This window comes from Pseudomonas sp. AC070 (assembly GCF_979258635.1).
Map to the genome: position 1 here is coordinate 1,821,159 of NZ_OZ409871.1, position 23,987 is coordinate 1,845,145.

Genomic DNA, 23,987 nt, shown 5'->3' on the forward strand with positions numbered 1-23,987 from the left:
GATAAAAGCCTTGAGCGCGGCGCAGGGATCAAAACCGGCACGGAATTCACCATCGATGGCGGTACGGTTCCAACGGCTTAAACCTCTGGATGAAGCACCTGCACCGCCCGCAGGTGCTTCGCTTGCACCTCAATCCAGCTCGATGCCCAGCAAGCGCTTGCACTGGTTCCCCGCGTGCATGTCGCGCTCCAGTTCTCCGCCCTGCGGCCAGGTGCGCGGGTAGGAGATTTTGAGGATGTTCAGGTCTGGCACCAGGTGGTGCTGCACCTGCTCGGGGTTGGCGCCGTAGAGTTCGGCGAACGCTTGGGGCGCCAGTTTTTCGCTGGTGGCGTATTTGCTGAAGCTTTCTCTGCTGTCGAAGAAGATGTCGACGGTGACCCAGAAAGGCCCGGCATTTTTCGAGCGTATGTGGCGGCTTACGTCGTTGAGGGTGGCCATTAGTTGGTCTCCGCTGAGTGGGCGAGGTCGATCCATTTGCTGCGTACCAACTCATGCCCGTCGTCGGTATGAACCACGTGGTTGAGTTTGAATTCGTACACAGCGCCGCGTTCGAGTTCGGCGGGGGAGAAGGGGAAGCCGTGGCTTGGCAGCTCACGGTTACGCTCCAGCGGCCAGTGGAAGAACCACGGGTTGCAGGTTTTGGCGATGCGTGTGGCCAGGGCCTGGGTGGCTGCCGTGGCAACGAACAGAATGCCCACTTCCAGCGGCGCTGGCGTACCGGCCGGGCGCTTCATGCCGGACACCGCGTTCCAGCCATACACGCGCAAAGAGATGTTGAAATCGCCTGCTTCGTCACCCATTACGGCGTGCACACGGCCGGTCAGCGCGGCGTGCATGCGGTCGTGGAATTCGTCGAGGCGGCCCAGAATTTCCGGGTCTTCGATGCCGATCAGCATCAGGGTCTGGAAGCGGCCGGCCGCTGCACCTTCGAGCTTCATGGTGTAGGGCTTTTCGATCCAGCGCGAGCCGGTGACACGCACCACACGCTCATTCTTCTGCACGTATTTGGCGTCGGTCACGTCGAGCACGCCGCCCGGTTCGGTGAGCAGGAAGGGGTTGGAGTTTTCATAGAGCATGTGGGCGCACACGGTTTCCGGCGCGCAGGTGTTGTTCGCTTGCAGCGGTTCCACCTCGAAGCCGTCGGCGTCGATGGTGATCAAAATGCCGTTGCCATTGGTGGGGTCGACGGTGCACTGCGCGCCGCATTCGGCAATTTTTGCCGCGTGCCAGGCCGGGCCGGCCGGTGCCCCTTTGAGCATGGCGTAGCAGGCGATCACGGCGGTGTCGGTGGTACGCCCGCCGAGCACAATGTCGGCGCCTTCGCGCAGCGCGGCGATGTAGGGTTCCACGCCCATGGAGGCGACGATGCGTTCGCACGAGTCGATCAACTCATCGGTAATCGGCCCCAGCGGCGGCAGTTCGGTGATTTTGCCGGCGGCGTGTTTGGCTTTCAGGGTGGCTTTGTCTTGCTCGCAATAGAGCACGGCGATCTTCGGGGTCAGGCCTTTTTCGCGGGCAATTTCCACAACGATTTCACGCATCCAGTCCAGGGCCGCGTCGGTTCCTGACTGGCCACACGAACCGATGATCAGCGGGATGTTCGCCTCGGCCTGAGCCTTCATCAGTATTTCCAGTTCCTGCTTGATCGTGGCGCGCGGGTATTTGCCGACACCCTGAATCATGTAGGCCGCGCCGCTGTCGGTGGAGCCTGCATCGCTGGCGATGGCCTGGGCGCCGAGGGCGATGCCCAGGCGCACTTCTTCTTCGCGGATACCGGAGCCGATCGAGCCGCACGGGATCAGAATCTTGACTGGGTTTTCCATCACTGCTTCCTAAGGTTTCTGCGCGTCGGTGCGCGCGTTGAAAAAAAGCCGCCCGGGGCGGGGCGGCAAAGTCTCTGGCGTCAGGTCGATGAAGGCGCCAGAGATACGGAGCGCATTGCCAACTCAGCGGATGCCCATGGCCCTGAGAGCGGCGGGGGTGAAGTCGGAGGTCTTGGCCTTGAGGCCGAACTGGTAGGCGTTTTTCACTTTGTTGAACATGTAGTTGCCCAGGTAACGCCCGGAGATCAGGTCGTAGGTCAGCTCACCGGCGGAGATCTGCGTCTGCACGTCGTAGAACGGCAGGATGTGGTTCTCCGATACGCGCCACAGGTTGCCGCGTGCGTCGTAGTGGTCGGCCTCGACGATGGTCCAGCTGTCTTCGTCAATAAACAGATGGCGTTTGGAATACACGTGACGCTGGCCTTCTTTCAGCGTGCCGATGATTTCCCACACCCGGTGCAGCTCGTAGCGGGTTTTGTCCTGGTTGAGATGACCGGGGGTGATCAGCTCGTCGTAGCTGTTGTTGGGGTCGGCCAGGCGGAAGCTGTTGTAGGGCACGTACAGCTCGCGCTTGCCCACCAGCTTCCAGTCGTAACGATCGGGCGAGCCGTTGAACATGTCGGTCTGGTCGGTGGTGCGCAGATTGCCCGGGCCGGGGCTGTCGTACGCCACCTGCGGGGCGCGCCGCACTCGGCGCTGGCCGGAGTTGTACTGCCAGGCCATGCGCGGTTCCTTTACCTGGTTGAGGGTTTCGTGAACCAGCAGTACGCCGCCTACGTCCCGCGCCGGGGCGATGTTTTCGGAGGTGAAGTAGTAGAGGATGTTTTTCGATTTGCTCGGGTCGTAGTCCAGCAGTTCCTCGCTGTAGGCCAGGCGGTCACGCTCGGTTTTCCAAGTGTATTGGCCGTTGGGCGTGGTCATGAACGCCGTGGTTTCGCGGGTAAAGCTGCCGCCGCGATAGCGCGTGATGTGGTTCCACAGCACTTCCAGCCCGTTCTTTGGAATCGGGAACGCCAGCGGGCTGGTGTAGTTCTCCAGACCATTGCCGCCTTCCACCACGGTGGTGGTTACCGCGTTTTTGCCCGCGGCGTCATAGGCTTTTTGCGGCCACGCCACGCTGCGATGGGTCGGGTAAACCGGCAGCTTGTAAGTGCTCGGGTAGCGGGCGAACAACGCTTGCTGGCCGGGCGTTAGTTGCGCGCGGTACTGGTCGAGGTTCTGCGCGGTAATGGTGAACAGCGGCTTCTCGCTGGCGAACGGATCGGAGCGAAAACCGTCGGTGCTGGTGCCGGCATTTTTCGGCAGGCCGCCCGTCCATTCCGGAATGGTGCCGGCGGCATTGCCGGCGCGCTCGGCGCCTACCGGAGTGAGCGTGCTGCCGAGCTGGCCGGCTTGCGCGGCGTCGACGGCGGCAAACGCCGGGTTGATCAGCAGGGGCAGGCAGAGCGAGAGCGCGTAGCGCGATAGATAGTTTTTTGTCATGGGTAAGTCCTCAGAACGTCACGCCAAAGCTGGCGCTGACGAAATCCCGATCACCATTGGTGGTGTAATCGCCGCCGAAGTAGTCGGTGTAACTGATGCTGGCTTCGTAGTTGTTCAGGTACTTGGCGCTGAGCCCGAGGCTCACAGCCTTGCTACCTTCGGTGAAGGTCGGGCTGTTGCCGTCCACGTCATGCGACCAGGCCACGCTCGGGCTCAGATCCAGTCCGCCGATCACGCCGGGATAGGTGAGGCCGGCACGCAGGCGATAACCCCAGGCATTGCGGGTAAAAAAGCCTTTGTTGTTGCAGTACTCGGGGCGACCGCTGAGCAGGGTTCGGCACAGGTCGTTGCCGTCTTCGTCGAAGTATTCGCCGGGGCCGAAATGGCTGGCGCGGCCGAAGCGGTACTCGCCGTAGTCACCCTCGTTGATGCCATTGAGGTGGGTGAAGCCCACTTCGCCGACCAGGCTCAGACGGCTGGCGCCCAGAATCTGGTCGAAGGTCTGGGTGATGCTGGTCTGGCCCTGAGTCATGGGCACGCGGGTGTAGCCGTGAATTTCGTCGCCCGGCACGCCGGAGTTGGGAATCACGCTGGGCACCACCGGGGCCAGGCGCAGAGTGGCGTAGGTGAGGTCGTCGATGGCCAGCGGCATGTTCGGCCGGTAGCTCAGCTCGCCTTCCACCGAGGCCGTGCCAAAGGTGGTGTTGAAGCTCAGGCCGTACAGGCGGATGTCTTCCGGGTATTCCAGGAAGTACTTGGCATTGGCGGCACCGAAGCCGGGCGCAGCGAACGGGTTCGGCGCCGTGCTGATTTCCGAGCTGCCGACCGGCGTGCGGCTGTGGTAGTTCAGGTAGTAGGCGCTGATTTCGGTGTCGTTAAGCTCCGGCACAAACCAGCGCAGGGCCACACCGAACTGGCCGCTGTCGCGGGCGTCGCGATCACCGCCGCGTGGCAGGTAAATGGTGTTGCCGTTAAGGCCGCTGTTGTCCGACTGACCGGGCTCGATGTCCATGCCGCGCACCACGTAACGGTCATCGCAGCCGTCGGCAACGATGTCGGAACTGGCGAAAAAGGTGCCGCAGTTGTCGGCGACGGTCTGGTCCCACTCCAACTGATAAAACGCCTCGACGCTGACTGCTTCAGCCAGGGTTTGCTGCAGGTAAATCATGTTCACCGGCAGCAAGCCTTCCTTCAGCTCGGAACCGGGGCGGCGCAGGGCGTTGGCATCCAGCGGGTTGATGCTGTTGATGCCGCCGCTGATAAAGGTGCTGCCACCCCAGCTGACCACCTGCTTGCCGACGCGCGCGGAGCCGGGCAGATCGCCGAGTTCGTAGTTGTGGTAAACGAACGCATCGAGCAATTCCACGCCGGAAGATTGCGCACCGCGTTTGCGGTTGTCGTCGCGAATGTCATACAGGCCGCGGCTTTCGTCTTTGAGCTCGAAGTCGTACCAGTACTTGCCGCGCAGAAACACGCCGGAGTCGCCGTACTTGAGTTCGAGGTCGTGAATGCCCTTGAAGATCTTCGAGAAGGTTTCACCCTTCTTGAAGTTCAGGCGGGCATCGTCGGAGGTGCGCGAGTCGCCCTGGCCGCCGTTGCCCTGGGCAATGAAATCCGGGTCTGGCGCGCGTACCGCCCAGCTGGCGCCGACGGAAAGGGCAGAATCGAGCTGGCCTTCCACTTCACCGATATTGAAATTGACCGCGTGGGCGCCGGCCATATAACTCGCCGTTGCCATTGCCAGAACGGCTGCGCCAGGCAAGCCAGGCCGCTTGATGGTTGCTTTCACGTCTCTTCACCTTTGTTTTTGTTTTCGATGCGGAGCGCGGCAGAGCCGTGTTCCGAGACATCCTTAGGCTTGGTGATCGTCATATATGTACGAAAATAATCTACATATACAAACTGATCTCCATGAAGACGCTATACGTACGCCAATACGTTGTAAATCTGTACGGATTTTGTGCATGCGTCGGCCGGTGGGCGCTCGCAAGCAAACGTCACCCCTCTCCCACGAGTGGGAGAGGGGCTGGGGGAGAGGGGCTTTTCAGGCGAGGCGAGTGAAGGGACTTACCCCGGCAATGCGCCGGTATAGCGGGCGCGGTGGCGCACCAGCGGTTGTTGGTTGTATTGCTCGCTGGCGTGGGCAAACCAGCCGATCAGCCGGGCGACGGCGGCAAGTGCCAGTTCCTGGCCGCCGAGGTTAAGTTTGCGACCGACAAAACTCACCAGCAGGATGAATTCCACCGGCCGCTGCACCAGTTCTTCGGCTACGGCCATGGCCTTGAGCAGGCTGCGGTATTCGGCGTCGTCGGCGAACATCGAGTCGAGGGTTTTCTTCAGGCTGATGGCGCGTGGGTCAGCGGTGGTATGCACCAAGTGGGCGGTGTGGGCATTGGCGCAAAAGCCCGGTATATCGCCGCCCTGGCTGTAGTAATGAAGAATCGGCTCGGCCGGGTCCTTGGCATTGCAGATATCGTCGAGCAAATGGCTTACCGCCTCATTGCGCCCATAGGCGACCCGTCTCCCGCGCGCCGTGGCAAGGCCGGTGATGGCGGCGTAGTAGGGCGTGACACCAGTGTTGGCAGCGGCGCGCACGCTGTAGGTGGAGTGGTCCAGTTCATGGTCAATGCACAAGATCAACATGCGCCGGATCAGGTCGGCCAAGCGTGGGTCGCCACCGCACGAGGCGGCGATGAATTCATGCAGCGGGCGCGTGTCCGGCACGTTGCTGCCCACCACCAGGGCGGCGAACCAGCGAACCACGTCGGCGCCGGTGCGCGCGTAGCCTTCGGGCGAAAGATCAAAGGCTTTCGGGTTGGCGCGCTCCACCAGCGGAAACAGGGCAATGGCTTTTTCGATCACCGTGGTATGGGCATACAACGCCAGCAACTGGTCAATGCCGGCCGGCATGTGCGGCAGCGTGGTGCCGAACGCGCCGGGCACCTGCCAGAACATTTCCGCCACTTGCTCGACCGTGGCGGTTTCCACCAACTCGTGGATGTCGCGGCCGCGGTAGTAAAGGCCGTCTTCGGTGAGCAGGGTCAGCGAGCTGTAGGAATCGACACTGCGCTTGGCCCCCGGCTCGCCATTTTTCGGGCCTTTGACCAGGCGCTGTATGTCCGCCGCCCAGTAGCGGCGCTTGCGCGAGCCTTCAACCTTGAGCGAGCGAATATTCTTGCGGCCAACGTAGGCGTACAGCGTGGGCAGGTTCACGCCGAGCAGGGCGGCGGCCTCTTCGGCGGAAAGATAAAGCTCGTCGGGTTGAGTCATGGCGGCCTTGTTTGACGGTGCGGTGAAGGGGGTGAGGCGTCTAGGTCGGCGTTCTCGGCTTGCGGGGAATTGCCGCAGCTTTGCGAGTGACCCACCTGCACGAGGGGTGTACAAAACAAATACAGATTTACTCGTAAAAAATCAATGTGTAGGTTTTGCCCAACGTTGCATCTGGCGCTGCCTGCACAGGGTGCACGTTCCCTTCCTGAAGGCTCTACATAACAAGGATAAGAGAATGGCTTGGGTTGGTTTTGCGATGGTTTCTGTGTTCATGGCGCTGATCATGACGCGGCGCTTGTCGGCGATTGTCGCCCTGATTCTGGTGCCGGTGGCATTTGCCCTGGCGCTGGGGCTCGGTTCGCAGATGGGCACCATGGTGCTGGACGGCGTGCTCAAGGTGACGCCCACCGCCATGATGTTGATGTTCGCCTTGCTGTACTTCGCGGTGATGTTTGACGCCGGGCTGTTCGAGCCGGCGGTGAAGCGCATCATCCGCTGGGTCGGCAACGACCCGCTGCGCATCACCCTCGGCACGGCGGCGTTATCGACTGTCATTTCCCTGGACGGCGATGGCGCGACCACCGTGCTGGTGGTGGTGACGGCGTTTCTGCCGGTGTACCTGCGCCTGGGCATGAACCCGCTGATTCTGGCGGTGATGCTGCTGCTGACCAACACCGTGATCAACATTGTGCCGTGGGGCGGCCCGACTGCCCGTGCGGCCAGCGCGCTGCACGTGGATGCCATGGACGTGTTCGTCGGCCTGATTCCGGCCATGCTTATCGCCCTGGTGTACGCCTTTGCTGCCGCCTGGTGGCTGGGCAAGCGCGAACGGCGGCGTCTTGGCTGGCAGCCGGGGCAAACCGACGACACGGCGCCCGCCCTGGAGCGCAAGGTCAAGGACAGCCATCGCCCGCGTCTGTTCTGGGTGAACCTGGCGCTGACCGTAGGCTTGGTGGTCAGTATGGGCATGGGCCTCGGGCCGCTGCCGGTGCTGATGATGATCGCCCTGGCCCTGGCGCTGGTGATCAACTACCCGCGTCTGGCCGACCAGAAAGAACGCATCGCCGCCCATGCCGACAACGTGCTCAACGTGGTGGCGCTGATCTTCGCGGCCGGCGCCTTCACCGGCATTCTCGCCGGCTCGGGCATGGTCGATGCCATGTCCAAGGCGTTCCTCGATGTGGTTCCGGCAAACGCCGGGCCGTACATGAGCGTGATCACCTCGCTGGCGGCGATTCCGTTTACGTTCTTTATGTCTAACGACGCCTTTTTCTACGGCATCTTGCCGATCCTCAATGGCGCGGCGCAGCAGCATGGCGTTGACCCGCTGCTGATCGCCCGCGCTTCGGTACTCGGCCAGCCGGTGCACGCATTGAGTCCGTTGATAGCCGCGCCGTATCTGCTGGTCGGCCTGCTCAAGCGCGACATGGGCGAGCTGCAGCGTTACTGCCTGCTGTGGGCGCTGGGCTGTTCGGCGGTGCTGATTCTCTCGGCGCTGGTTACCGGCGCAATTCTCTAGTTCTTCTCCCTTGCTTAGCCATTCCCCGTCCGGTCCGGGCGGGGAGTCGGGGGCGGCTTGCTCCGCGAAAGGCCGCTGTCGAGGCGGCGAATGTCCTGTAATGAGGCGATAACCATGCCCGAACACCTCTCTCGTAACGTCGTCATCACCCAGCGCTTTTTCGACCCGCAAAGTTTGGCCTGGCTGCGCAGCCAGGGCTGTACGGTGCAGATTGCCGAGCTCTGCGAAGGGCAGGGCGACGGTGACCTGAGCCAGGCGCAACTGGTTGCGCTGCTCGCTGAGGCCGATGGCTGGATTGTCGGTCACGCCCATATCACCGCCGGGTTGTTGGCGCAGTTGCCACGCTTGCAGGTGATCTCCCGGCGCGGCGTGGGCTACGAACGCGTCGATGTCGATGCCGTGCGCGCCAGCGGCAAGGTGGCGACCATCGCCGTTGGCGGCAATGACGCCAGCGTCGCGGACCATGCACTGGCGATGATGCTGGCGCTGGGCCGGCGTCTGGGCGAGTCGAAGGCGCGCATGGTCAATGGCGAGTGGACCATCGTGCTGGGCAGCGATCTGTACGGCAAAACCGTCGGCATCATCGGCCTTGGGCGTATTGGCCGTGGCGTGGCGAAACGCCTGGCCGGTTTCGATGCCCGCGTGCTGGCGTATTCGCCAACGCTGGACTGGCGTTACGCAAACGAAACCGGCGTGACCTTTGTCGACCTCGACACATTGCTGGCCGAGAGCGACTACGTAACGCTGCACGCGCCGCTGGTGGAAGAGACCCGTCTGCTGATCGACGCCCAGGCGCTCAACCGCATGAAACCCACGGCGTTTCTGATCAACACCGCACGAGGTGGCCTGGTGGATGACCGCGCGTTGCTGGAGGCTTTGCTCGACGGGGCCATTGCCGGCGCCGGGCTGGATGTATTTCTCAGCGAAAACGACCCGACTTATCGACCCATCACCGAAGCGCTGCTGGCGTTGCCCAATGTGGTGGCCACGCCCCACAGCGGCGCCTCTACCCACGAAGGCTTGCAGCGCACCAACCGGGTGGCGGCGCAATGCGTGGTGGCGGTGCTTGATGGCGACACGCCGCCGCCGGCCTGCGTGATCGCCGATGGTCGTTGCAGCGATGCGCGAGGGCAATGACATGACCACACGCCCGCGCACCCTCTACGAAAAACACATCGACAGCCACACCGTGTGCCGCCTCGACGACCACGGCCACGTACTGCTGTATATCGACCGCCAGGTGGCCAACGAGTACACCAGCCCGCAAGCCTTCAGCGGCTTGCGCGAGGCGGGGCGAGCCGTGTGGCGGCCCACGGCGACGCTCGGTGTGGTCGATCACGTGAACCCGACAGCGCCTGAACGCATCGCCACCATGCCGGATGCCGGCGGCGCGCGGCAGGTGTCGTACTTCGAAGAAAACTGCCGCGACTTCGGCCTGGAATTGTTCGACGTGCTCGACAAGCGTCAGGGGATTGAGCACGTAGTGGCGCCGGAGCAGGGCTTTATTCTGCCGGGCATGGTGGTGGCCGCAGGCGATAGCCACACCACCACGTACGGCGCGCTGGGCGCCTTTGGTTTCGGCATTGGCACCTCGGAAATCGAACACCTGCTCGCCACCCAGACGCTGGTCTACAAAAAGCTGCGCAGCATGCGCGTGACGGTGCAAGGCAAGCTGGGCGCCGGCGTTACCTCGAAAGACATCATCATGGCGCTGATCCAGCGTATCGGCGCTGCCGGCGCCACCGGTTTCGCCATCGAATTCTGCGGGCCGACCATTGCCGCGCTCAGCGTCGAGGCACGCATGACCATCTGCAACATGGCCGTCGAAGCCGGCGCCCGCGGCGCCTTTATGGCGCCGGATGACAAGGTGTTTGCCTACCTGCAAGACAAACCACGGGCGCCGCGCGGCGAGCTGTGGGAGCGCGCCCTGCTCACGTGGCGTGAGCTGTTCAGTGATGCCGGTGCGCAGTACGACGCAGAGGTGCTGCTTGACGCCAGTGCCTTGCAGCCCATGGTGACGTGGGGCACCAGCCCCGATCAGGCCGCCACCATTGGCGAGCACGTACCGGACCCGGCCCATGAACCGGACCTTATCCGCCGCCAGGATTTACAGCGTGCCCTGCGCTACATGGGCCTGGAAGCCGGGCAGCCATTGGCGCAAATTGCCATCAGCCACGCCTTTATCGGCTCGTGCACCAACGCCCGCATCGAAGACCTGCGCGACGCGGCGCGCGTGGTGCGCGGTCGCCGTGTCGCCAGCCATGTGCGGGCGATGATCGTGCCGGGTTCGACGCTGGTGCGCGACCAGGCCGAAGCCGAAGGGTTGGCCCAGGTGTTTCGCGACGCCGGCTTCGAGTGGCGCCAGTCCGGCTGCTCCATGTGCCTGGCCATGAACGATGACGTACTCGCCCCTGGCGACCGCTGCGCGTCGAGTACCAACCGTAATTTCGAGGGCCGTCAGGGGGCCGGCGCGCGTACCCATTTGATGAGCCCGGCGATGGTGGCTGCGGCTGCCATTTGCGGGCACCTCATCGACGTTCGTTCGCTTATTGCCGAGGCCTGATATGCAACCGTTCACCATCGTCAGCGGCATTGCCGCGCCGCTGCTTGCCGCCAATATCGACACCGACGTGATCATGCCCAAGCAGTTTCTCAAAGGCATCGACCGCAACGGCCTGGATCGCGGTTTGTTCTTCGACCTGCGCTTTCTTCCAAACGGCCAGTCGAACCCGGAATTTGTGCTTAACCGGGCACCGTGGAATCGGGCCAGCTTTCTTGTGGTCGGGCCTAATTTTGGCTGCGGCTCCAGCCGCGAGCATGCGGTGTGGGGCCTCAAACAGCTGGGGTTTCGCGCGCTGATCGGCAGCCGTTTTGCCGGCATTTTTTTCGATAACTGCCAGCGCAATGGCGTGCTGCTGATTGAACTCGATGAGGGTGAAGTGCAGCGCATCGGCGCAGCCGTCAGCAAGCCCGAGGGTGCACATCTGAGCGTGGATCTGGCCCATCAGCAGATTCAGCTGAGCGACGGCTCCTGCGTCGCATTCGACATCGATCCCCTGCGCAAAGAGGCGCTGCTGCTGGGCCTGGACGCCATCGGCAGCACCCTGCAACGCACTGCGCAAATACGTGAGTTCGAAGCCGCGCACCTGAGCGCCAATCCGTGGCTGGCCTGAGCGCCTTCGCCGATGAAAAGGAGACGTGTATGAACACCCCGACCCTGGCCCGGCGCCTGGCGCGTTATGCCTGTGAACTGCAAGCAAATGAGCTGCCCGAGCCGGTACTGGCCTGCGTGCGCCAACGGGTTCTGGACAGTCTGGCCTGCGCCCTTGGGGCCTATGACGCAGGCCCGGTCAAGGCTGCGATAGCCCTGGCAGCGCAAACCCCGCAAGCATCTTCCAGCCTGTTCGATACGGCGCTGAAAACCACGCCGGAGCTGGCGGCTTTTGCCAACGGCACCATGGTGCGTTTTCTCGATTACAACGACGGCTACATGGGCCGCGAACCGGGCCACCCCAGCGACAACATTCCCGCCTGCCTGGCCCTGGCAGAAGCGCAGGGCGCCAGCGGTCGCGAGCTGATGGCGGCCATTGTGGTGGCCTACGAAATACAGATGCGCCTGCAGGATGCCGCCAGCCTCAACAAACGCGGCTGGGACCATGTGAATTACATCAACGTGGCCATGGCTGCTGCGGCGTCACGGCTGCTGAAACTCGACGAGACGCGTACCGAGCAGGCGATCAATATTGCCCTTAGCGGCCACCTGGCCATGCGTCAGGTACGCTCGGGTTCGCTATCTGACTGGAAGGGTTGTTCGGCCGCTAATGCCGCGCGCAATGCCATATTCGCCGCGAGCCTGGCGCGCCATGGCATGACCGGCCCGTCGCCGGTTTTTGAAGGCGACATGGGCGTGTTCAAACAGGTGACCGGCGAGTTCGAGCTGAATGTCGAGCACTTCGGCAATGCCGCCAACGGCCAGTTCGCGATACTCAAATCGCTGACTAAAACCTTCCCCACCAATGGTGAACTACACACTGCCGTGTGGGCCGGCATTGACCTGCGCGCGCAGATTGCCGATGTAAATTCGATTGCCGCCATTCATATCGAAACCTCTGAATTCAACCGCCGCGTGCTGGCCGACTCGCCAGACAAGTGGCGACCGCAAACCCGCGAAACCGCCGACCACAGCTTGCCGTACAACGTGGCGCGGGCGTTGCTCGATGGGGACATCACGCTGAATTCGTACTCACCGGAGCAGATCGCCGACCCGCGCGCCATCGCCCTGATGAGGTGCACCACGGTCAGCGAAGATGCGGCCCTGACGGCGCTGTTTCCGCGGTACCTGGCCAACCGGGTAACGGTGACGCTGGCTTGCGGCGAACAGCGCGTCAGCGAAATACTCAGCGGCCCCGGCTCGCTGGAAACGCCCATGAGCGATGCCGACTTCGAGCGCAAATTCCGCCGCATGGCAGACCTGCATATCGACGCCGCCGCCCAGGAGCGTGTGCTGGGGTTTGTCGCCAATCTGCATGAGCAGACCGACTACGCCCCGCTATTCAGCGCGATGGCGGCCGCCTGACCGGCAGCACCTGGGCAATACCGAACACCACCTCCATCACGGTAAAACCCAGCACCAGAAAGCTTGCGCCATGCACCACGGCAACCACCTGCCACACGGTAAACAGCAGCCGCGCCAATGCGTCGTACAGGCCGACGCTGCGGCTGGGGTTTCGCAGGCGCCACAGCGACCACACCACCACCACGCTGCCCAGCAGGTTGGCCAGCAACATGGCGTCGCCAGCCAGTGTCGGCGTGGGCCGGGTGAGTGCGAGCGCGTGCGACAGCGCCGCAAACACGTCGAACAGCCAGGTGGCCGTCCAGGGCGTTACAAATGCCAGCATCACCAGCAAGTCGTAGCCGGCGCTGGCGCGCACGATGTTCAGATTGTTCTTTACGCTAATCATGGCCTTCCCTCACAGTTCGAGCCCGCAGGCTAAAGCCTGGTCCTAGGTCCAGAGTCAATACGGGCACGTGCTATGAAAATCGGAGAAGTGGCAACGCGTACCGGGGTGTCGGTGGATGCGTTGCGATTTTATGAAGCCAAAGGCCTGATCAAGCCGCAGCGCGCCGCCAACGGCTACCGCTTTTATCCCGAGCAAACGCTGGAGCTGGTGGGCTATATCAAGCTGGCGCAGCAGCTCGGTTTTTCCCTGAAAGAGATCGGCGAGAACCTGCCGCTGTTATGGAACAGCGAGTCGGCCTCGGCGCAGCTCTTGGCCGACTTGTTCCGCGAGAAAATCGCCTTGCTTGACGAACGCATCGGCCAGATGCACACCCTGCGCAATCTGCTCGCCGAGCGTGCCGAACAGGTGTGCCCGTTATTGGCGATAGATGAAAACGTTAAGTAATTGACTGCGCTGGCGTTTCAGGGTGTGATCACAAATTCTCCCAACCTTTTCGATAGGCGACTGTCGGAGCCTCAACGCCTCCCGATTTAATCCTTTTTTCCTGTGCCCTAAGGGGCAGCTCAGGTGTGCAGTCGTCCATGAACATCTCTTCGTCTCATCCGCCAGCAACCATCGACGAGCCGGCATCGGCACTTGATCCGCTAGAGCGTTTGCAATTGGCCCTGGATGCGGGGGCAATTGTTGGAACGTGGGTGTGGGACATTCCCAACGACCAGATCAATGCCGATGAACGCTTTGCCCGAACCTTTGGTGTGCCTCCCGAGCAATGGGCGAGAGGCCTTTCTCTGGAGCAGGCCACCGCTTCCATTCACCCCGAAGACCGCCCGCGTGTGGAAGTCGCCATTAGCGAGGCGATGCAGCGCGGTGGCCCATACCGGTGTGAATACCGCGTGCAGTCCAGCGACGGCTCGTACCGCTGGGTGGAAGCCAGCGGCCACGCCCAGTTGGATGCCCATGGCAACGCGGTGCGCTTCCCCGGTGTGCTGATCGACATCGAACCGCGCCGCCGCGCCGAGGCCGAGCGCGATCGGGTGTCGAGCCTGCTGGAAGTGTTTGCCGCCGCCGTTCCCGGCGTGGTTTACGCCAAAGACCTCGACGGCCGAATGCTGGTGGCCAATCAGGGCACGACCGAACTGATCGGCAAGCCGCCGGCTTTTTACCTGGGGAAAACCGACCTCGAGTTTCTAGAAGACAAAGAACAGGCCCGCCAGATTATGGAGAACGACCGGCGGATTATGCGCAGCGGCAAAGCTGAGCAGATCGAAGAATATGTCGACATGCCGGACGGCTCTAAAACCGTGTGGCTGTCGATTAAGGCGCCGTTGCTAAACGAGGCCGGTGAGGTGATCGGTTTGATCGGCTCGTCCATTGATGTCACCGCGCGCAAGAACGCCGAAGCCGCGATTCAAGAGCTTAACCGCACCCTGGAGCAGCGCGTCGCCGAAGCGGTGAGCGAACGGGAAATCGCCGAAGCCGCGTTGCGCCAGTCGCAAAAAATGGAAGCGGTAGGGCAGCTCACCGGCGGCATTGCCCACGACTTCAACAACCTGCTGGCCGGCATCAGCGGCAGCCTGGAATTGATGAAAATGCGCGTGGCCCAAGGCCGCGTCGCCGACATGGAGCGCTACATCGCCATCGCCCAGGGCGCGACCCAACGTGCTGCGGCCTTGACCCATCGCCTGCTGGCGTTTTCGCGTCGGCAAACCCTGGCGCCGGTGTCCACCGATGTGAACGGCTTGATTGGTGGCATGGAAGAATTGATCCGCCGCTCCGTGGGCCCCGCCATCGATGTGAAGGTGCGGTTGGCGCCGGACCTGTGGGCCGCGTTGGTGGACCCTGCCCAGGTGGAAAACTCGCTGCTCAACCTGTGCCTCAACGCCCGCGACGCCATGCCCGAAGGCGGCAGCATTGCCATCGAAACCCACAACTGCCTGCTTAAGCCAGGGCCGGAGCTGGACCCTGGCTTAGCCGAGGGCGAATACCTGGCCATTTGCGTCAAAGACACCGGCGTGGGCATGCACGAGGACGTGCTGGCGCGCGCCTTCGAACCGTTTTTCACCACCAAAACCACCGGCGAAGGTTCCGGGCTTGGCTTGTCGATGATCTACGGTTTCGCCCAGCAGTCAGGCGGGCAGATTCGGGTGGACTCCGTGGTCGGGCAGGGCACCACCGTGCGCCTGTATTTGCCCCATCACGTCGGCGCCGCCGCTGTGTCTGAAGGGCCGTCGACGCTGCTCCAGGCCGGCCAGGTGGCGCCGGGCAAATCGATTCTGGTGGTCGAGGACGAGTCCTCCATTCGCCTGCTGGTCACCGAACTGCTTACCGGTTTGGGCTACGACGTGATCGAAGCCACCGACAGCAACGCCGGGTTGAACCTGCTCAATTCCGATGCGCGCATCGACCTGTTGGTGACCGACGTCGGCCTGCCCGGCGCCGTTAATGGCCGGCAGATGGCAGACATGGCCAGGCGCAACCGGCCGGGTTTGCCGGTGGTGTTTATGACCGGTTACGCCGAAAGTCATGTGCTGGAGCAGTGCCATTTGCAGGCCAACACCGAAGTGCTGACCAAACCGTTCGCACTGGAAACGCTGCTGTCGTGCGTTAAGGCGCTGGTGCGCGAATCGGCTGAGCGGTGCGTGTGATAGCCGTTGTGGCCTGGCGAAACAACCCAGGCCAGGCCTGTTGCCAGCAGCACTGATGGTCGAACCCAGGCTCAACCTGCACAGACCCTGGGGCGATAGCGGCAGCAAATTGCTCTGTCAGGGCAGGCGGCACGATGGCATCTTCGTCGCCTGCGAAGTGCACTTGCGGCAGGCTGCGCAACGCGTCTGGCTGGTCCATCGGATCTAACGATTCGCGCAGCGGGCTGATGCGGTGATAAGTCGTCCACGCGTTGTGGTCGATATTGCCGGCTACTGTAATCCAACCGACAACATCGGTTCGCCGCTCGGCGAGCAGCGCGGTGACGGCTGCGCCTCCGGAATACCCCACCAACACCACACCCTGCGTGCCGGCTTGCTCAATCAGCACGTCCAGCGCGTGGTTCATGCTGTCGATTACCGGCGCGGCGAAGCGCTGGTGGGTCCAGTAGCCCGAGGCGCAGCGAGCGTCTTGAACGTATTGGCAGGGACGACCCAGATAGGCGGCATTGCCTTGCGGTTGCGCCAGGGCCAATTGCAAACCAACAGGTGTGACCGGCGTGGGGTCGCTGGAGGGCAGGGTGGCGGTCAACCACGCCAGGCCATCCCCTTCGATATAAACGGTGAGGGGCTGGCCCTGTTGCAGGTTCGGCTTTACCCAAGCCATGACGTCAAGCACGCCGGGAATGTGCGCGGCTCGCCAATGCTGTGCAGCGGCCAGCGCTTGCGCGTTAGCCACGCGCGAATCGTGACTCGGCACGCTGGCGCAGGCACCGATAGCCGTCAGGCACAACAGGGTGACAAGCCGAGCGAACCCACGCGCTGCAAGCACCGTGACGCGCTCGGCTCTGCCGACTAGAACAACCAACTCACCTTCACCGACGCGGTCTGGTTGTCGAAGTCTTCACGCACTTCGGCGTCGTAGCGCACGCTTAATTCAAGGGTGTCGGTCACCTGGCCGATTACGCCGAGCCCGCCACGGGTAATCCATGGGTTGGGATCAATACCGCGGGTGGAAAAGCTGGCCGACGGCGCGCCGGCATAGGCCGACGTAATGCTGGCCTGGTCGTTGATGAAGTCGTAGCCCACACCCAGATTGCCCACCACTTTGGTGCGGGTGGCCACTGCATACGCCAGCTTGCCGTCCATGCCGAGCACGAAAGCTTCGCTGCTGTTGCTGTCGACGTCGAGGTTGAGCGCCCCGGCGCCGTCTTCTTTGTAGGAGTCGGTATTGAGGTAGGTGTAATCGGCGCGTACCGACGGGGTGAACACGGTGGCTTCGGACAATGCCAAGGCATGAGCCAGTTCGGCGCCGAGGTGGCCGCTCCAGCTGTCGAAATCGGACTTGGCTTTACGGTCCAGGCCGCCGAAGTTGATGGTGCGTTCGCCGTCGGTTTTATAGAAACCGGCGTCGGCTTGCAGGTTGATGCTGGTGCGGTCGTCGAGGTCGTAGCCGCCGTAGATCACGGCGTTGTAGCCATCGACATCGGCGCTCTGGTGCGCGGCATTGCTGGTGACGTCGATGGTGGAATAGGCGAATGCAGCGCCCAGGCGGGTTTTGTCTTTCTGGCCGTCCACACCCACGATCAAACCGTGGGAGCGGGCATCGAAGCCGAACACACCGTCGTGGTCATCCTGGTTGGCCCATGAACCGAACGGTTTCAGCCACACCACCTCATTGCCAAGAAAGCCGTCACCGGACGACAAGCCCGTGTCGCCTTCCTGACGCGAGCCGATTACGTTGTTGACGCCGTTGAGGCTGCTCAGAATCGCCTGCGAGCCGGCTGCTGCGCTAAGCGGCACGGTTTGGGTAATGGCGTCGGACACTTCTTCAGCGCTGCCCAACGAGCCCAGCGCGGTGATCACCGTTTGCATGTCGCCGGTGGCGCCATTGGCGATCAACTGGCTGAACACCGCCGCTGCGCCTTCGGCCGATTTGTTGTCGGTGCTGATGACCGCGTCATCGGCGGTATTGGCGGTGGCGCCAAGAATGCGCAGGTCGATGGCATTGCCACGTTGTTCGGCGCCGAGGTTAAACAAAAAGCTGTTGTCGATGACGGTCAGGGTGCTCGCCGTCAGGGTGCCGCCTGCGGTGATCACATCGGAGAACACCGTGCCGGCGGCAAGCACTGGCGAATTAACAACGTTCACATCGATGACGCCGCTGGCGCTGAGGTTGACGTTGCCGCTTGCCGCCAGCTTGCCGTAGCTGTTGGCGCTGGCCAGACCGATACGCAACACGCCGCCTGTGGCCTGCACGTAGTTGCCGGCGAGGCTGAGGGTATCGCCTGCGTCGATAGACAGCGTGCCGGCGTTGTTCAACGTGTTGCTGCTGATTTGCATGCCGCTGCGGGCATTCAGCTGGCTGCCGGCGCGAATGTTGAGTTGATCCAGCGTGAGGAAGTCGCCCTGCGCCGTGAAGGTGTTGAGGTTAACGCCGGTGCCGATGTTGAGGATGCTGCCGGCGGCGCCCACCACATTGCCCGTGACCGTGCCGCCACTGAGCAGGTCGAGCCGGTTGATGCCCAACAACACGTCGCCATTCAGCGCGCCGCTGTTGCTGACGACGAAGGCGTTGGCGCTGTTGGCCAGCTCCAGCGCTTTGCTGGCGGTAATGGTGCCGCTGTTGCTGAGGGCGGTGAGGGTCGAGCCGCTCGTCACGCTCACACCCACCCGGTCTGCTGTGATGCTGGCGTTGCTGTTGTTAACGATGTTGCGGATGGTCGATGCGCCTTCAAGGCTTATCGCCACACCGGCATCACTGCCGCCAATTGAGCCGCTGTTGATCACATCCTGGGTAATCGTTGCGTTATCGAGTCGTAGCGCCATGAGGTCGGCGTTGGCAAAGATGTTGCCGGTGTTGCGGATATTGCCGTTTATGGTCGAGCCGATGACATGCAAACCGCTGCCGTTTTCGCCGCTGATAGCGCCGATATAGCCTTCGTTGAACACGTCGCCGTTGAGGGTCGCAGTGTTCTGAATCATCAGTGCATTTTGGCCTTGGCCGCTGAGCAATTCACCGCTGGCGCCGTTGTGAATGTCGCCGGTTACGGTTGAAACATTTACGTGCAATGCGTGGGTGAAATGCGAGGTGACCGTGCCGGTGTTTTCGATATTGCCGGCGTTCGCCGTGGCAAAAAGGAAGATGCTCTCCTGGCCCGTTTCGAGGGTGCCAGAGTTCTTGATCGTGGCGACCGAAGCGTCGTTATCCAGGCGGATGGCCGAGACGTTCGAGAGAATCAGCCCGCGGTTTTCCAGGCTGCCGGTGATCGTCCCGCCCGATGCCCATAATCCGTAATCACCCATTAGGCTGCCAGTATTGGCGTTCAGGATGCCGCCAGCGCCGATCGAGGCGTTGTTTACATGAATACCTTCTGACGCATTGATGTGGCCCAGGTTTCGAATGCCGTCTTGCACCGTCGAGCCTTGAACACTAATGCCAATACCTTCGGCCGCGTTGCCGCCGCCACCGCTGATCGAAGCGCCAGTGGAGTTCTGGATGGCCCCAGTGACCAAGCTTGTCGACACATCAATGGCGTTGCCCTCAACTGCGGAAACGTCTTTGTTGTTGATAAGGCTACCGAACAAGCTGGCGCCATCCAGGCTGATGGCTTGGGAACTGGCGGAATTACCGGTGGCGGCAATGGTTTTATTGTTGGTGACATCGCCGTTTACCGTGCCTTGTACCAGCAGCGCAGTATCGGTGGACTCGATGCGGCCGTTGTTAAGCACTTGACCGCTGCTGCCGCCGTTAGAAATGACGAGCGCCGGGGTTGAAGCCGTGACGATCTCGCCGCTGCCGGTCACCTCGACGCTCTCGCCACTGCCCACCGTGCATGTGCTATCAACCGAAAGATTATCCACCAACAGTTGCCCGCCGCTGGGCGACGGACAAGCAACGGCCCATGCGCCGCTCGATGCGCTCAACGCGGCGGCAGTGATCAACAGAGCAAGGGATTTTTTCGGGAAAGCGAACGGAGTGGCCATAAACGTCCTTGAGAGGCGCAACTCCATTAAGGATGCGCTAGAGGGAAAAGCTGGTCCTGTTCTGGCGTGGTCATGGCAAAACCACACCGACCGCTTCCCTCCCTACAGGCTCGCGCTGACCGCAGAGTAGCGTAAATGTTCCGCCGTCTAATACGTTTTTTTCCGTGGCTTACCGCAGCGGCGTGTGGCCCGTCTTAAAACCTGTAAACGAGCTTCAATTTGCCCATCAACTCCAGCGCATTCGCCAGCCCCAGGCCGTTCATGGGCAGGCAGGCGAAGGCCTGGTATTCGTCGAGATGGGTGCCGAGGGCCAGCAGTTTCAGGTCGTGGGCATCGAGCTGGGCGTTGAAGTACTGGAGCAGGGCGCGTTCCCAGTCGTCGGCGCGGTTGATAGCGGCGATCTGTTTGCTATCCGGTGGGGTTATTTCGATGCTCAACTCGCGCAGCGGGGCGAGGGCGTTGACGGCGGCGATGCCGTAAGTCGTCCATTCTTTCCATTCGAATTCGGCCAGTTGGTTGCTCTGGGCAAGCGCGGCGGCGAGCTGGCTCCAGGCCCAGTCCCAGGCGTCGCTTGCTGGCGGTAACTGTTCTACCAGGGCCTGGGCGCGGTCTTCGTCAAACAGGGTGAAGAACAGGTCGGCGAGGGTATCGGCTGGGTCGAACGGTTCGGTTGGCGTTTCGGGGTCGAGGTCCTGGCTCAGGCGCTGCCACAGGGTGGCCAGCTCCTGCCAGTCGTCCTCGTCCATGTCGTCATCAATCACTTGCGCTTTGTGGCCGCGCTGGTAGTTGTCCAGCCGGGTCATCTGTACGCGCAGCGCGCCGTCGGCGATGTCGACGGCATAGCTGCGGTTGTCCATGAAATTGGTCTGGAACACGATGCGCTCAGGGTAGATGTCATGAACGATGCTTTCTTCGGCATCAAAATACGCGGCGCCCTCGGTGTTGCCGTGGGCGGTGACGATGCGCTGAAAGGCAGACCGATCGACGGGGTTCATGCTGTTCACGGGGTCCGGAAGAGGGCGGCAACGGGTAAGACGTGCGCGGTAGCCGAACAGTTCGTTTGGCTCCATCAAGTATTTTTCGGGCGTGCCGATAACCGTAAATCCACCCAGCACTCGCGGAATTCGGCACATGCTAAAAACTATCCAGGCGCGTTACACGGCCACGCTCGTCCTCTTTGTTTTGTTGATCGGCGCACTCACAGCCGTGGGTATCAACCTATGGATCAAGCCGGACCTCACCACCATCGACCAGCGCCAGTTGGTCGATCAGGCCGCGCAGATTGGCGATGTGATCAAAACCGAGCTGGCCCGTGTGCAGGCGCAGCAACGGGTAATCACCGAAACCGTGCCGCAACTGGATAACGAAAGCATCGACCGCCTGCTGCCCAATCTGGTCAACCAGTACGGCGAAGCCAAAGTGTTTGGCGGTGGCATCTGGCCGCTGCCCAACAAGCGCGAAGAAGGGCGAGCCAAATACAGCACGTTCTACCACCGCGACAGCAGCGGCAAACTCATCGTCAACACTCACTGGAACTCGCCCGAGTCGCTCAATTACTTCGAGCAACCGTGGTTCCTTGGCGGCTTGAAAGCGCCGGCCGGCCAATGCAACTGGGCCAACGCCTACCGCGACGACGCCAGCCCCGAGCCGCGCACCAACTGCGCCATGGCCATCAGCAAAAACGGCGCGGCGTTCGGCGTGTCGACCATCGACGTGACGCTGGGCTTTTTCAACGACCTGGTGGCGCAGAAAGAGCGCGAGATTCAGGCGCTGATCATGATCGTCGAGAAAGACGGCAAAGTGCTCAGCAACCAGCCGGAGATTTCGGGCAACAACGTGCTGAAAAACGTCTCCGACCTGGCCCAGCAATACCCGTTTGCGGCGGCCGTGCAACGCGCGCTTCAAGGCAATTCTTCCAATGGCGTGAGCCAGAGCAACTACGAGGACACCAGCGGCGACGACTTCAGCCTGTTCCTGCAACCCATCGAAGGCACGCCGTGGACGCTGGCCGTGGCGCAGAAAACCAGCCTGCTGACCGAGCAGAGCAGCAAAGTGCTGACCACCCTCGCGGCGCTGCAAATTCCCATGGTTATTGTGCTGTTGCTGGTGACCGTGTTCGCCCTCAGCCAGTTGATGAACCGCCTGAACGTGCTGCGTGCCAACATCGATAAGCTCTCGGCCGGTGATGCCGACCTGACTCAACGCATCGTTATTCGCGCCGAAGACGAAGTGGGCGCGGTGGGCCATTCAGTGAACCGCTTTATCGTCTATCTGCAGAAGATGGTGGGCGAGGTGTCGGAGTCGTCTTCGGTTATTGCTCAGGGTATCGAGCAGTTGCGTGGCCAGTCGCGTGGCACCAATCAGATTCTGATTCGTCACGCTAGCGAGACTGATCAGGCCGTAACCGCCATCACCGAAATGAGCTCCACGGCTGACGAAGTGGCCCGCAGCGCTGCACAAACGGCTGCGATGACCCAAACCGCCAACGAAAACGCCCGTCACTCGAAAGTGGTGGTGGACGACGCCTCCAATAGCGTGCGCGAACTGATCAGCGAAGTAGAGCTGGCGACGGCCAAAGTGCGCTCCATGGAACAGGACGCCGAGCGCATCAACTCGGTACTGGGCGTGATCGGCGAAATCGCCGGGCAGACCAACTTGCTGGCGCTGAACGCCGCCATCGAAGCCGCCCGTGCCGGCGAACAAGGCCGAGGCTTTGCCGTGGTGGCTGACGAAGTACGCGCGCTGGCTGGCCGCACGCAAACCAGCACCTCGGAAATCAACGAAATGCTCGCCCGCCTGCAACAAGGCGTGGGCGCTGCCGTGGTCGCCATGGAGAAAACCAAACAGAGCTGCCAGGCCACCGTCGACAAAACCTCGAAGGTGAACGAAGGCCTGGACGTGATGGCCGAGTCGGTGGTGCGCATTAACGACCTGAGCACCCAGATCGCCACCGCCGCCGAAGAGCAGAGCGCGGTGAGCGACGAGATCAACCGCAACATGGTGGCGGTGCGGCATATCGTTGAAGAACTGGTGGCCGGTGGCACCGAAAGCGAGCGCAGCACGGCGGCGCTGGCAGCGTCGAACGACAAGCTGATTGCCGTGGTGCGGCGCTTCAAGGTGTAACGCCCGACCCTCTCCCCCAGCCCCTCTCCCGCGAGCGGGCGAGGGGAGACCAGCGGGATCGCCTGACTCTCAAGCGTCGCAGTCCGTCCTCTCTCCCGTTTACGTGAGAGGGCTAGGGAGAGGGCAAGCAGCGCGCACGGCTTTTCCCTCATCCCCAGCCCCTCTCCCGCGAGCGAGCGAGGGGAGACCAGCGGGATCGCCTGACTCTCACACGTCGCGATCCGTCCCCTCTCCCGTTTACGGGAGAGGGCTAGGGAGAGGGCAGGGTTGCGCGCACGACCAGCCTGCCATTCCCCCAACCGCTACAAACTCGCCAAATACTGCTTGGGCGTCATCCCTGTGCGTTCTTTGAAGCAGCGGTAAAACGTCGACAGCGAGTTGAATCCCGCCGCATAGGCCACCTCATCCACACGCGCCGTTGCTGTGTTGGCGTGCACCCGTTCCAGCACTTCATCCAGCCGCAGCTGGTTGAGAAAGGCGTAAAAACTCTGCCCGCGCACCTGGTTGAGAAAAAACGAAATCTGGTTGCGCGTATAGCCGGTGGCCGCTGCCACCTGCGCCAGGTCCAGCGTCGGGTTCAAGTACGGTTTGCTCTGGCGGAAATACTCTTGCAGGTCATTGGCCAGCGCGCCCACCTGCCGGGCCGACAAGCCCAGGCGACTGACCGGATCGGCGCCTTCGCGAACGGCCGGTTTGCTGGCCACGTTGCTGATAAGCACCGCGTATTCGTTGACCTTGAAAATCAGCCCGTCGCGGACCGACAGCGCCTCGATGGCGTTTAGCGACACCAAGCTGTCGCTGCCATTGAGCGTGACCTGATATTGCAGCACGGCGGTGTCGCCATCGATGAGTAAGCGCTCGGTGTACGTCTGCAATTCCTGTACGCCGACCGGCATGCTGGCGGCCAGATAAGCGCGCAAATCCGCGTGGGCGATTCGCCGGTTTTGCAGTTTGTCGTGGTAGTCGATGGCCGGGTCGTACAGCGCCATCAGTGCGTCCAGGTCGCGGTTCTGCCAGGCGCGGTGGTAGGCCAGAATCACCGCGTGCGTGGCCGCGCCAGCGGGGTCGGGTTGGAACACGGGGGAAGTGGGTAAATCCGGGACGTTCACTGCTAACTCCAGCACACAAAATAGACCCAACGCGCCAGCCACTCGGCACGCCAGAGCGCGAGTATTCCAGA

18 protein-coding genes and 1 pseudogene are annotated in these 23,987 nt (G+C 62.2%); 9 read left to right on the forward strand and 10 right to left on the reverse strand.

Going from position 1 to position 23,987, the window contains the following annotated elements; all coding sequences use genetic code 11:
• Positions 1 to 129 precede the first annotated feature (129 nt).
• The 5 genes from ACZZ0Q_RS08295 to ACZZ0Q_RS08315 form a co-directional block, all read right to left on the reverse strand.
• Positions 130 to 438, reverse strand: a complete 309-nt coding sequence (locus ACZZ0Q_RS08295; RefSeq protein ID WP_463539387.1) for a DUF4387 domain-containing protein — start codon at positions 436 to 438, stop codon at positions 130 to 132.
• Positions 438 to 1,823 carry an acyclic terpene utilization AtuA family protein gene (locus ACZZ0Q_RS08300; RefSeq protein WP_463560457.1) on the reverse strand — a complete coding sequence of 462 codons (1,386 nt, stop codon included), beginning with the start codon at positions 1,821 to 1,823 and terminating at the stop codon, positions 438 to 440. The genes ACZZ0Q_RS08295 and ACZZ0Q_RS08300 overlap by 1 nt, the downstream gene beginning before the upstream one ends.
• Positions 1,824 to 1,946: 123 nt before the next feature.
• The gene (locus ACZZ0Q_RS08305) at positions 1,947 to 3,305 is read right to left on the reverse strand and encodes a DUF1329 domain-containing protein (protein ID WP_463539385.1); all 1,359 of its coding nucleotides are present in this window, start codon (positions 3,303 to 3,305) and stop codon (positions 1,947 to 1,949) included.
• A gap of 10 nt (positions 3,306 to 3,315) precedes the next feature.
• Positions 3,316 to 5,094, reverse strand: coding sequence for a DUF1302 domain-containing protein (locus ACZZ0Q_RS08310; protein ID WP_463539384.1), 1,779 nt, complete (start codon positions 5,092 to 5,094; stop codon positions 3,316 to 3,318).
• Positions 5,095 to 5,372: 278 nt separating this feature from the next.
• Positions 5,373 to 6,575, reverse strand: coding sequence for a citrate synthase (locus ACZZ0Q_RS08315; protein ID WP_122494950.1), 1,203 nt, complete (start codon positions 6,573 to 6,575; stop codon positions 5,373 to 5,375).
• Positions 6,576 to 6,810: 235 nt separating this feature from the next.
• Between ACZZ0Q_RS08315 and ACZZ0Q_RS08320 the strand changes: the two genes are divergently transcribed.
• The 5 genes from ACZZ0Q_RS08320 to ACZZ0Q_RS08340 all read left to right on the forward strand — a co-directional run bounded on the left by ACZZ0Q_RS08320 (position 6,811) and on the right by ACZZ0Q_RS08340 (position 12,670).
• Complete coding sequence (locus ACZZ0Q_RS08320) at positions 6,811 to 8,094, forward strand: citrate:proton symporter (protein WP_122450355.1); 1,284 nt, start codon at positions 6,811 to 6,813, stop codon at positions 8,092 to 8,094.
• Between the two features lie 114 nt (positions 8,095 to 8,208).
• Complete coding sequence (locus ACZZ0Q_RS08325; protein ID WP_463539383.1) at positions 8,209 to 9,231, forward strand: phosphoglycerate dehydrogenase; 1,023 nt, start codon at positions 8,209 to 8,211, stop codon at positions 9,229 to 9,231.
• Position 9,232: 1 nt separating this feature from the next.
• A complete protein-coding gene (gene leuC, locus ACZZ0Q_RS08330; protein ID WP_122496470.1) occupies positions 9,233 to 10,657 on the forward strand; it encodes a 3-isopropylmalate dehydratase large subunit in 1,425 nt (474 codons plus the stop codon).
• 1 nt (position 10,658) lies between these two features.
• A complete protein-coding gene (gene leuD, locus ACZZ0Q_RS08335; protein ID WP_463539382.1) occupies positions 10,659 to 11,267 on the forward strand; it encodes a 3-isopropylmalate dehydratase small subunit in 609 nt (202 codons plus the stop codon).
• Positions 11,268 to 11,296: 29 nt separating this feature from the next.
• A complete protein-coding gene (locus tag ACZZ0Q_RS08340) occupies positions 11,297 to 12,670 on the forward strand; it encodes an MmgE/PrpD family protein (protein WP_463539381.1) in 1,374 nt (457 codons plus the stop codon).
• Here ACZZ0Q_RS08340 and ACZZ0Q_RS08345 read toward each other — a convergent pair.
• Positions 12,648 to 13,055: a hypothetical protein gene (locus tag ACZZ0Q_RS08345; RefSeq protein WP_463539380.1), complete on the reverse strand. Its 408-nt coding sequence runs from the start codon at positions 13,053 to 13,055 to the stop codon at positions 12,648 to 12,650. The two genes, ACZZ0Q_RS08340 and ACZZ0Q_RS08345, sit on opposite strands and share 23 nt — an antisense overlap.
• Positions 13,056 to 13,127: 72 nt before the next feature.
• Here ACZZ0Q_RS08345 and ACZZ0Q_RS08350 point away from each other — a divergent pair, with 72 nt between their 5' ends.
• A complete protein-coding gene (locus ACZZ0Q_RS08350; RefSeq protein WP_463539379.1) occupies positions 13,128 to 13,499 on the forward strand; it encodes a MerR family transcriptional regulator in 372 nt (123 codons plus the stop codon).
• A 137-nt stretch (positions 13,500 to 13,636) separates the two neighbouring features.
• On the forward strand, positions 13,637 to 15,700 hold the full coding sequence (locus ACZZ0Q_RS08355; protein ID WP_463539378.1) for a hybrid sensor histidine kinase/response regulator: 2,064 nt from the start codon (positions 13,637 to 13,639) through the stop codon (positions 15,698 to 15,700).
• Here the strand turns inward: ACZZ0Q_RS08355 and ACZZ0Q_RS08360 are convergent.
• From ACZZ0Q_RS08360 to ACZZ0Q_RS08370, 3 genes are all read right to left on the reverse strand, one after another.
• Positions 15,660 to 16,436: an alpha/beta fold hydrolase gene (locus ACZZ0Q_RS08360; protein ID WP_463539377.1), complete on the reverse strand. Its 777-nt coding sequence runs from the start codon at positions 16,434 to 16,436 to the stop codon at positions 15,660 to 15,662. The genes ACZZ0Q_RS08355 and ACZZ0Q_RS08360 overlap by 41 nt on opposite strands.
• A 116-nt stretch (positions 16,437 to 16,552) precedes the next feature.
• Positions 16,553 to 19,684 carry an autotransporter family protein gene (locus tag ACZZ0Q_RS08365; RefSeq protein ID WP_463539376.1) on the reverse strand — a complete coding sequence of 1,044 codons (3,132 nt, stop codon included), beginning with the start codon at positions 19,682 to 19,684 and terminating at the stop codon, positions 16,553 to 16,555.
• A gap of 194 nt (positions 19,685 to 19,878) precedes the next feature.
• Entirely contained in the window at positions 19,879 to 20,679 is an 801-nt protein-coding gene (locus ACZZ0Q_RS08370; protein ID WP_463539375.1) for a DUF6630 family protein, read from the reverse strand.
• 136 nt (positions 20,680 to 20,815) lie between these two features.
• On the opposite strand from ACZZ0Q_RS08370, the pseudogene ACZZ0Q_RS08375 reads away from it, so the two are divergent.
• Together ACZZ0Q_RS08375 and ACZZ0Q_RS08380 are read left to right on the forward strand one after the other, a co-directional pair.
• Positions 20,816 to 21,949 (forward strand): annotated as a pseudogene (locus ACZZ0Q_RS08375) (HAMP domain-containing protein); the annotation flags it as partial.
• Positions 21,950 to 21,964: 15 nt separating this feature from the next.
• Positions 21,965 to 22,807 (forward strand): methyl-accepting chemotaxis protein, encoded by an 843-nt coding sequence (locus ACZZ0Q_RS08380; protein ID WP_463542213.1) that lies wholly within the window; start codon positions 21,965 to 21,967, stop codon positions 22,805 to 22,807.
• A gap of 302 nt (positions 22,808 to 23,109) precedes the next feature.
• Here the strand turns inward: ACZZ0Q_RS08380 and ACZZ0Q_RS08385 are convergent, their stop codons facing one another.
• A complete protein-coding gene (locus tag ACZZ0Q_RS08385; RefSeq protein ID WP_463542212.1) occupies positions 23,110 to 23,841 on the reverse strand; it encodes a helix-turn-helix domain-containing protein in 732 nt (243 codons plus the stop codon).
• Positions 23,842 to 23,987: the final 146 nt, after the last annotated feature.

Bases quoted from the DNA above. Each gene is read 5' to 3' on its own strand.
- leuC (WP_122496470.1), top strand. From the start codon at position 9,233: ATGACCACACGCCCGCGCACCCTCTACGAAAAACACATCGACAGCCAC.
- ACZZ0Q_RS08340 (WP_463539381.1), top strand. From the start codon at position 11,297: ATGAACACCCCGACCCTGGCCCGGCGCCTGGCGCGTTATGCCTGTGAA.
- ACZZ0Q_RS08365 (WP_463539376.1), bottom strand. From the start codon at position 19,684: ATGGCCACTCCGTTCGCTTTCCCGAAAAAATCCCTTGCTCTGTTGATC.
- ACZZ0Q_RS08325 (WP_463539383.1), top strand. From the start codon at position 8,209: ATGCCCGAACACCTCTCTCGTAACGTCGTCATCACCCAGCGCTTTTTC.
- leuD (WP_463539382.1), top strand. From the start codon at position 10,659: ATGCAACCGTTCACCATCGTCAGCGGCATTGCCGCGCCGCTGCTTGCC.
- ACZZ0Q_RS08350 (WP_463539379.1), top strand. From the start codon at position 13,128: ATGAAAATCGGAGAAGTGGCAACGCGTACCGGGGTGTCGGTGGATGCG.
- ACZZ0Q_RS08345 (WP_463539380.1), bottom strand. From the start codon at position 13,055: ATGATTAGCGTAAAGAACAATCTGAACATCGTGCGCGCCAGCGCCGGC.
- ACZZ0Q_RS08295 (WP_463539387.1), bottom strand. From the start codon at position 438: ATGGCCACCCTCAACGACGTAAGCCGCCACATACGCTCGAAAAATGCC.
- ACZZ0Q_RS08300 (WP_463560457.1), bottom strand. From the start codon at position 1,823: ATGGAAAACCCAGTCAAGATTCTGATCCCGTGCGGCTCGATCGGCTCC.
- ACZZ0Q_RS08320 (WP_122450355.1), top strand. From the start codon at position 6,811: ATGGCTTGGGTTGGTTTTGCGATGGTTTCTGTGTTCATGGCGCTGATC.
- ACZZ0Q_RS08380 (WP_463542213.1), top strand. From the start codon at position 21,965: ATGGTGGGCGAGGTGTCGGAGTCGTCTTCGGTTATTGCTCAGGGTATC.
- ACZZ0Q_RS08315 (WP_122494950.1), bottom strand. From the start codon at position 6,575: ATGACTCAACCCGACGAGCTTTATCTTTCCGCCGAAGAGGCCGCCGCC.
- ACZZ0Q_RS08370 (WP_463539375.1), bottom strand. From the start codon at position 20,679: ATGAACCCCGTCGATCGGTCTGCCTTTCAGCGCATCGTCACCGCCCAC.
- ACZZ0Q_RS08355 (WP_463539378.1), top strand. From the start codon at position 13,637: ATGAACATCTCTTCGTCTCATCCGCCAGCAACCATCGACGAGCCGGCA.
- ACZZ0Q_RS08305 (WP_463539385.1), bottom strand. From the start codon at position 3,305: ATGACAAAAAACTATCTATCGCGCTACGCGCTCTCGCTCTGCCTGCCC.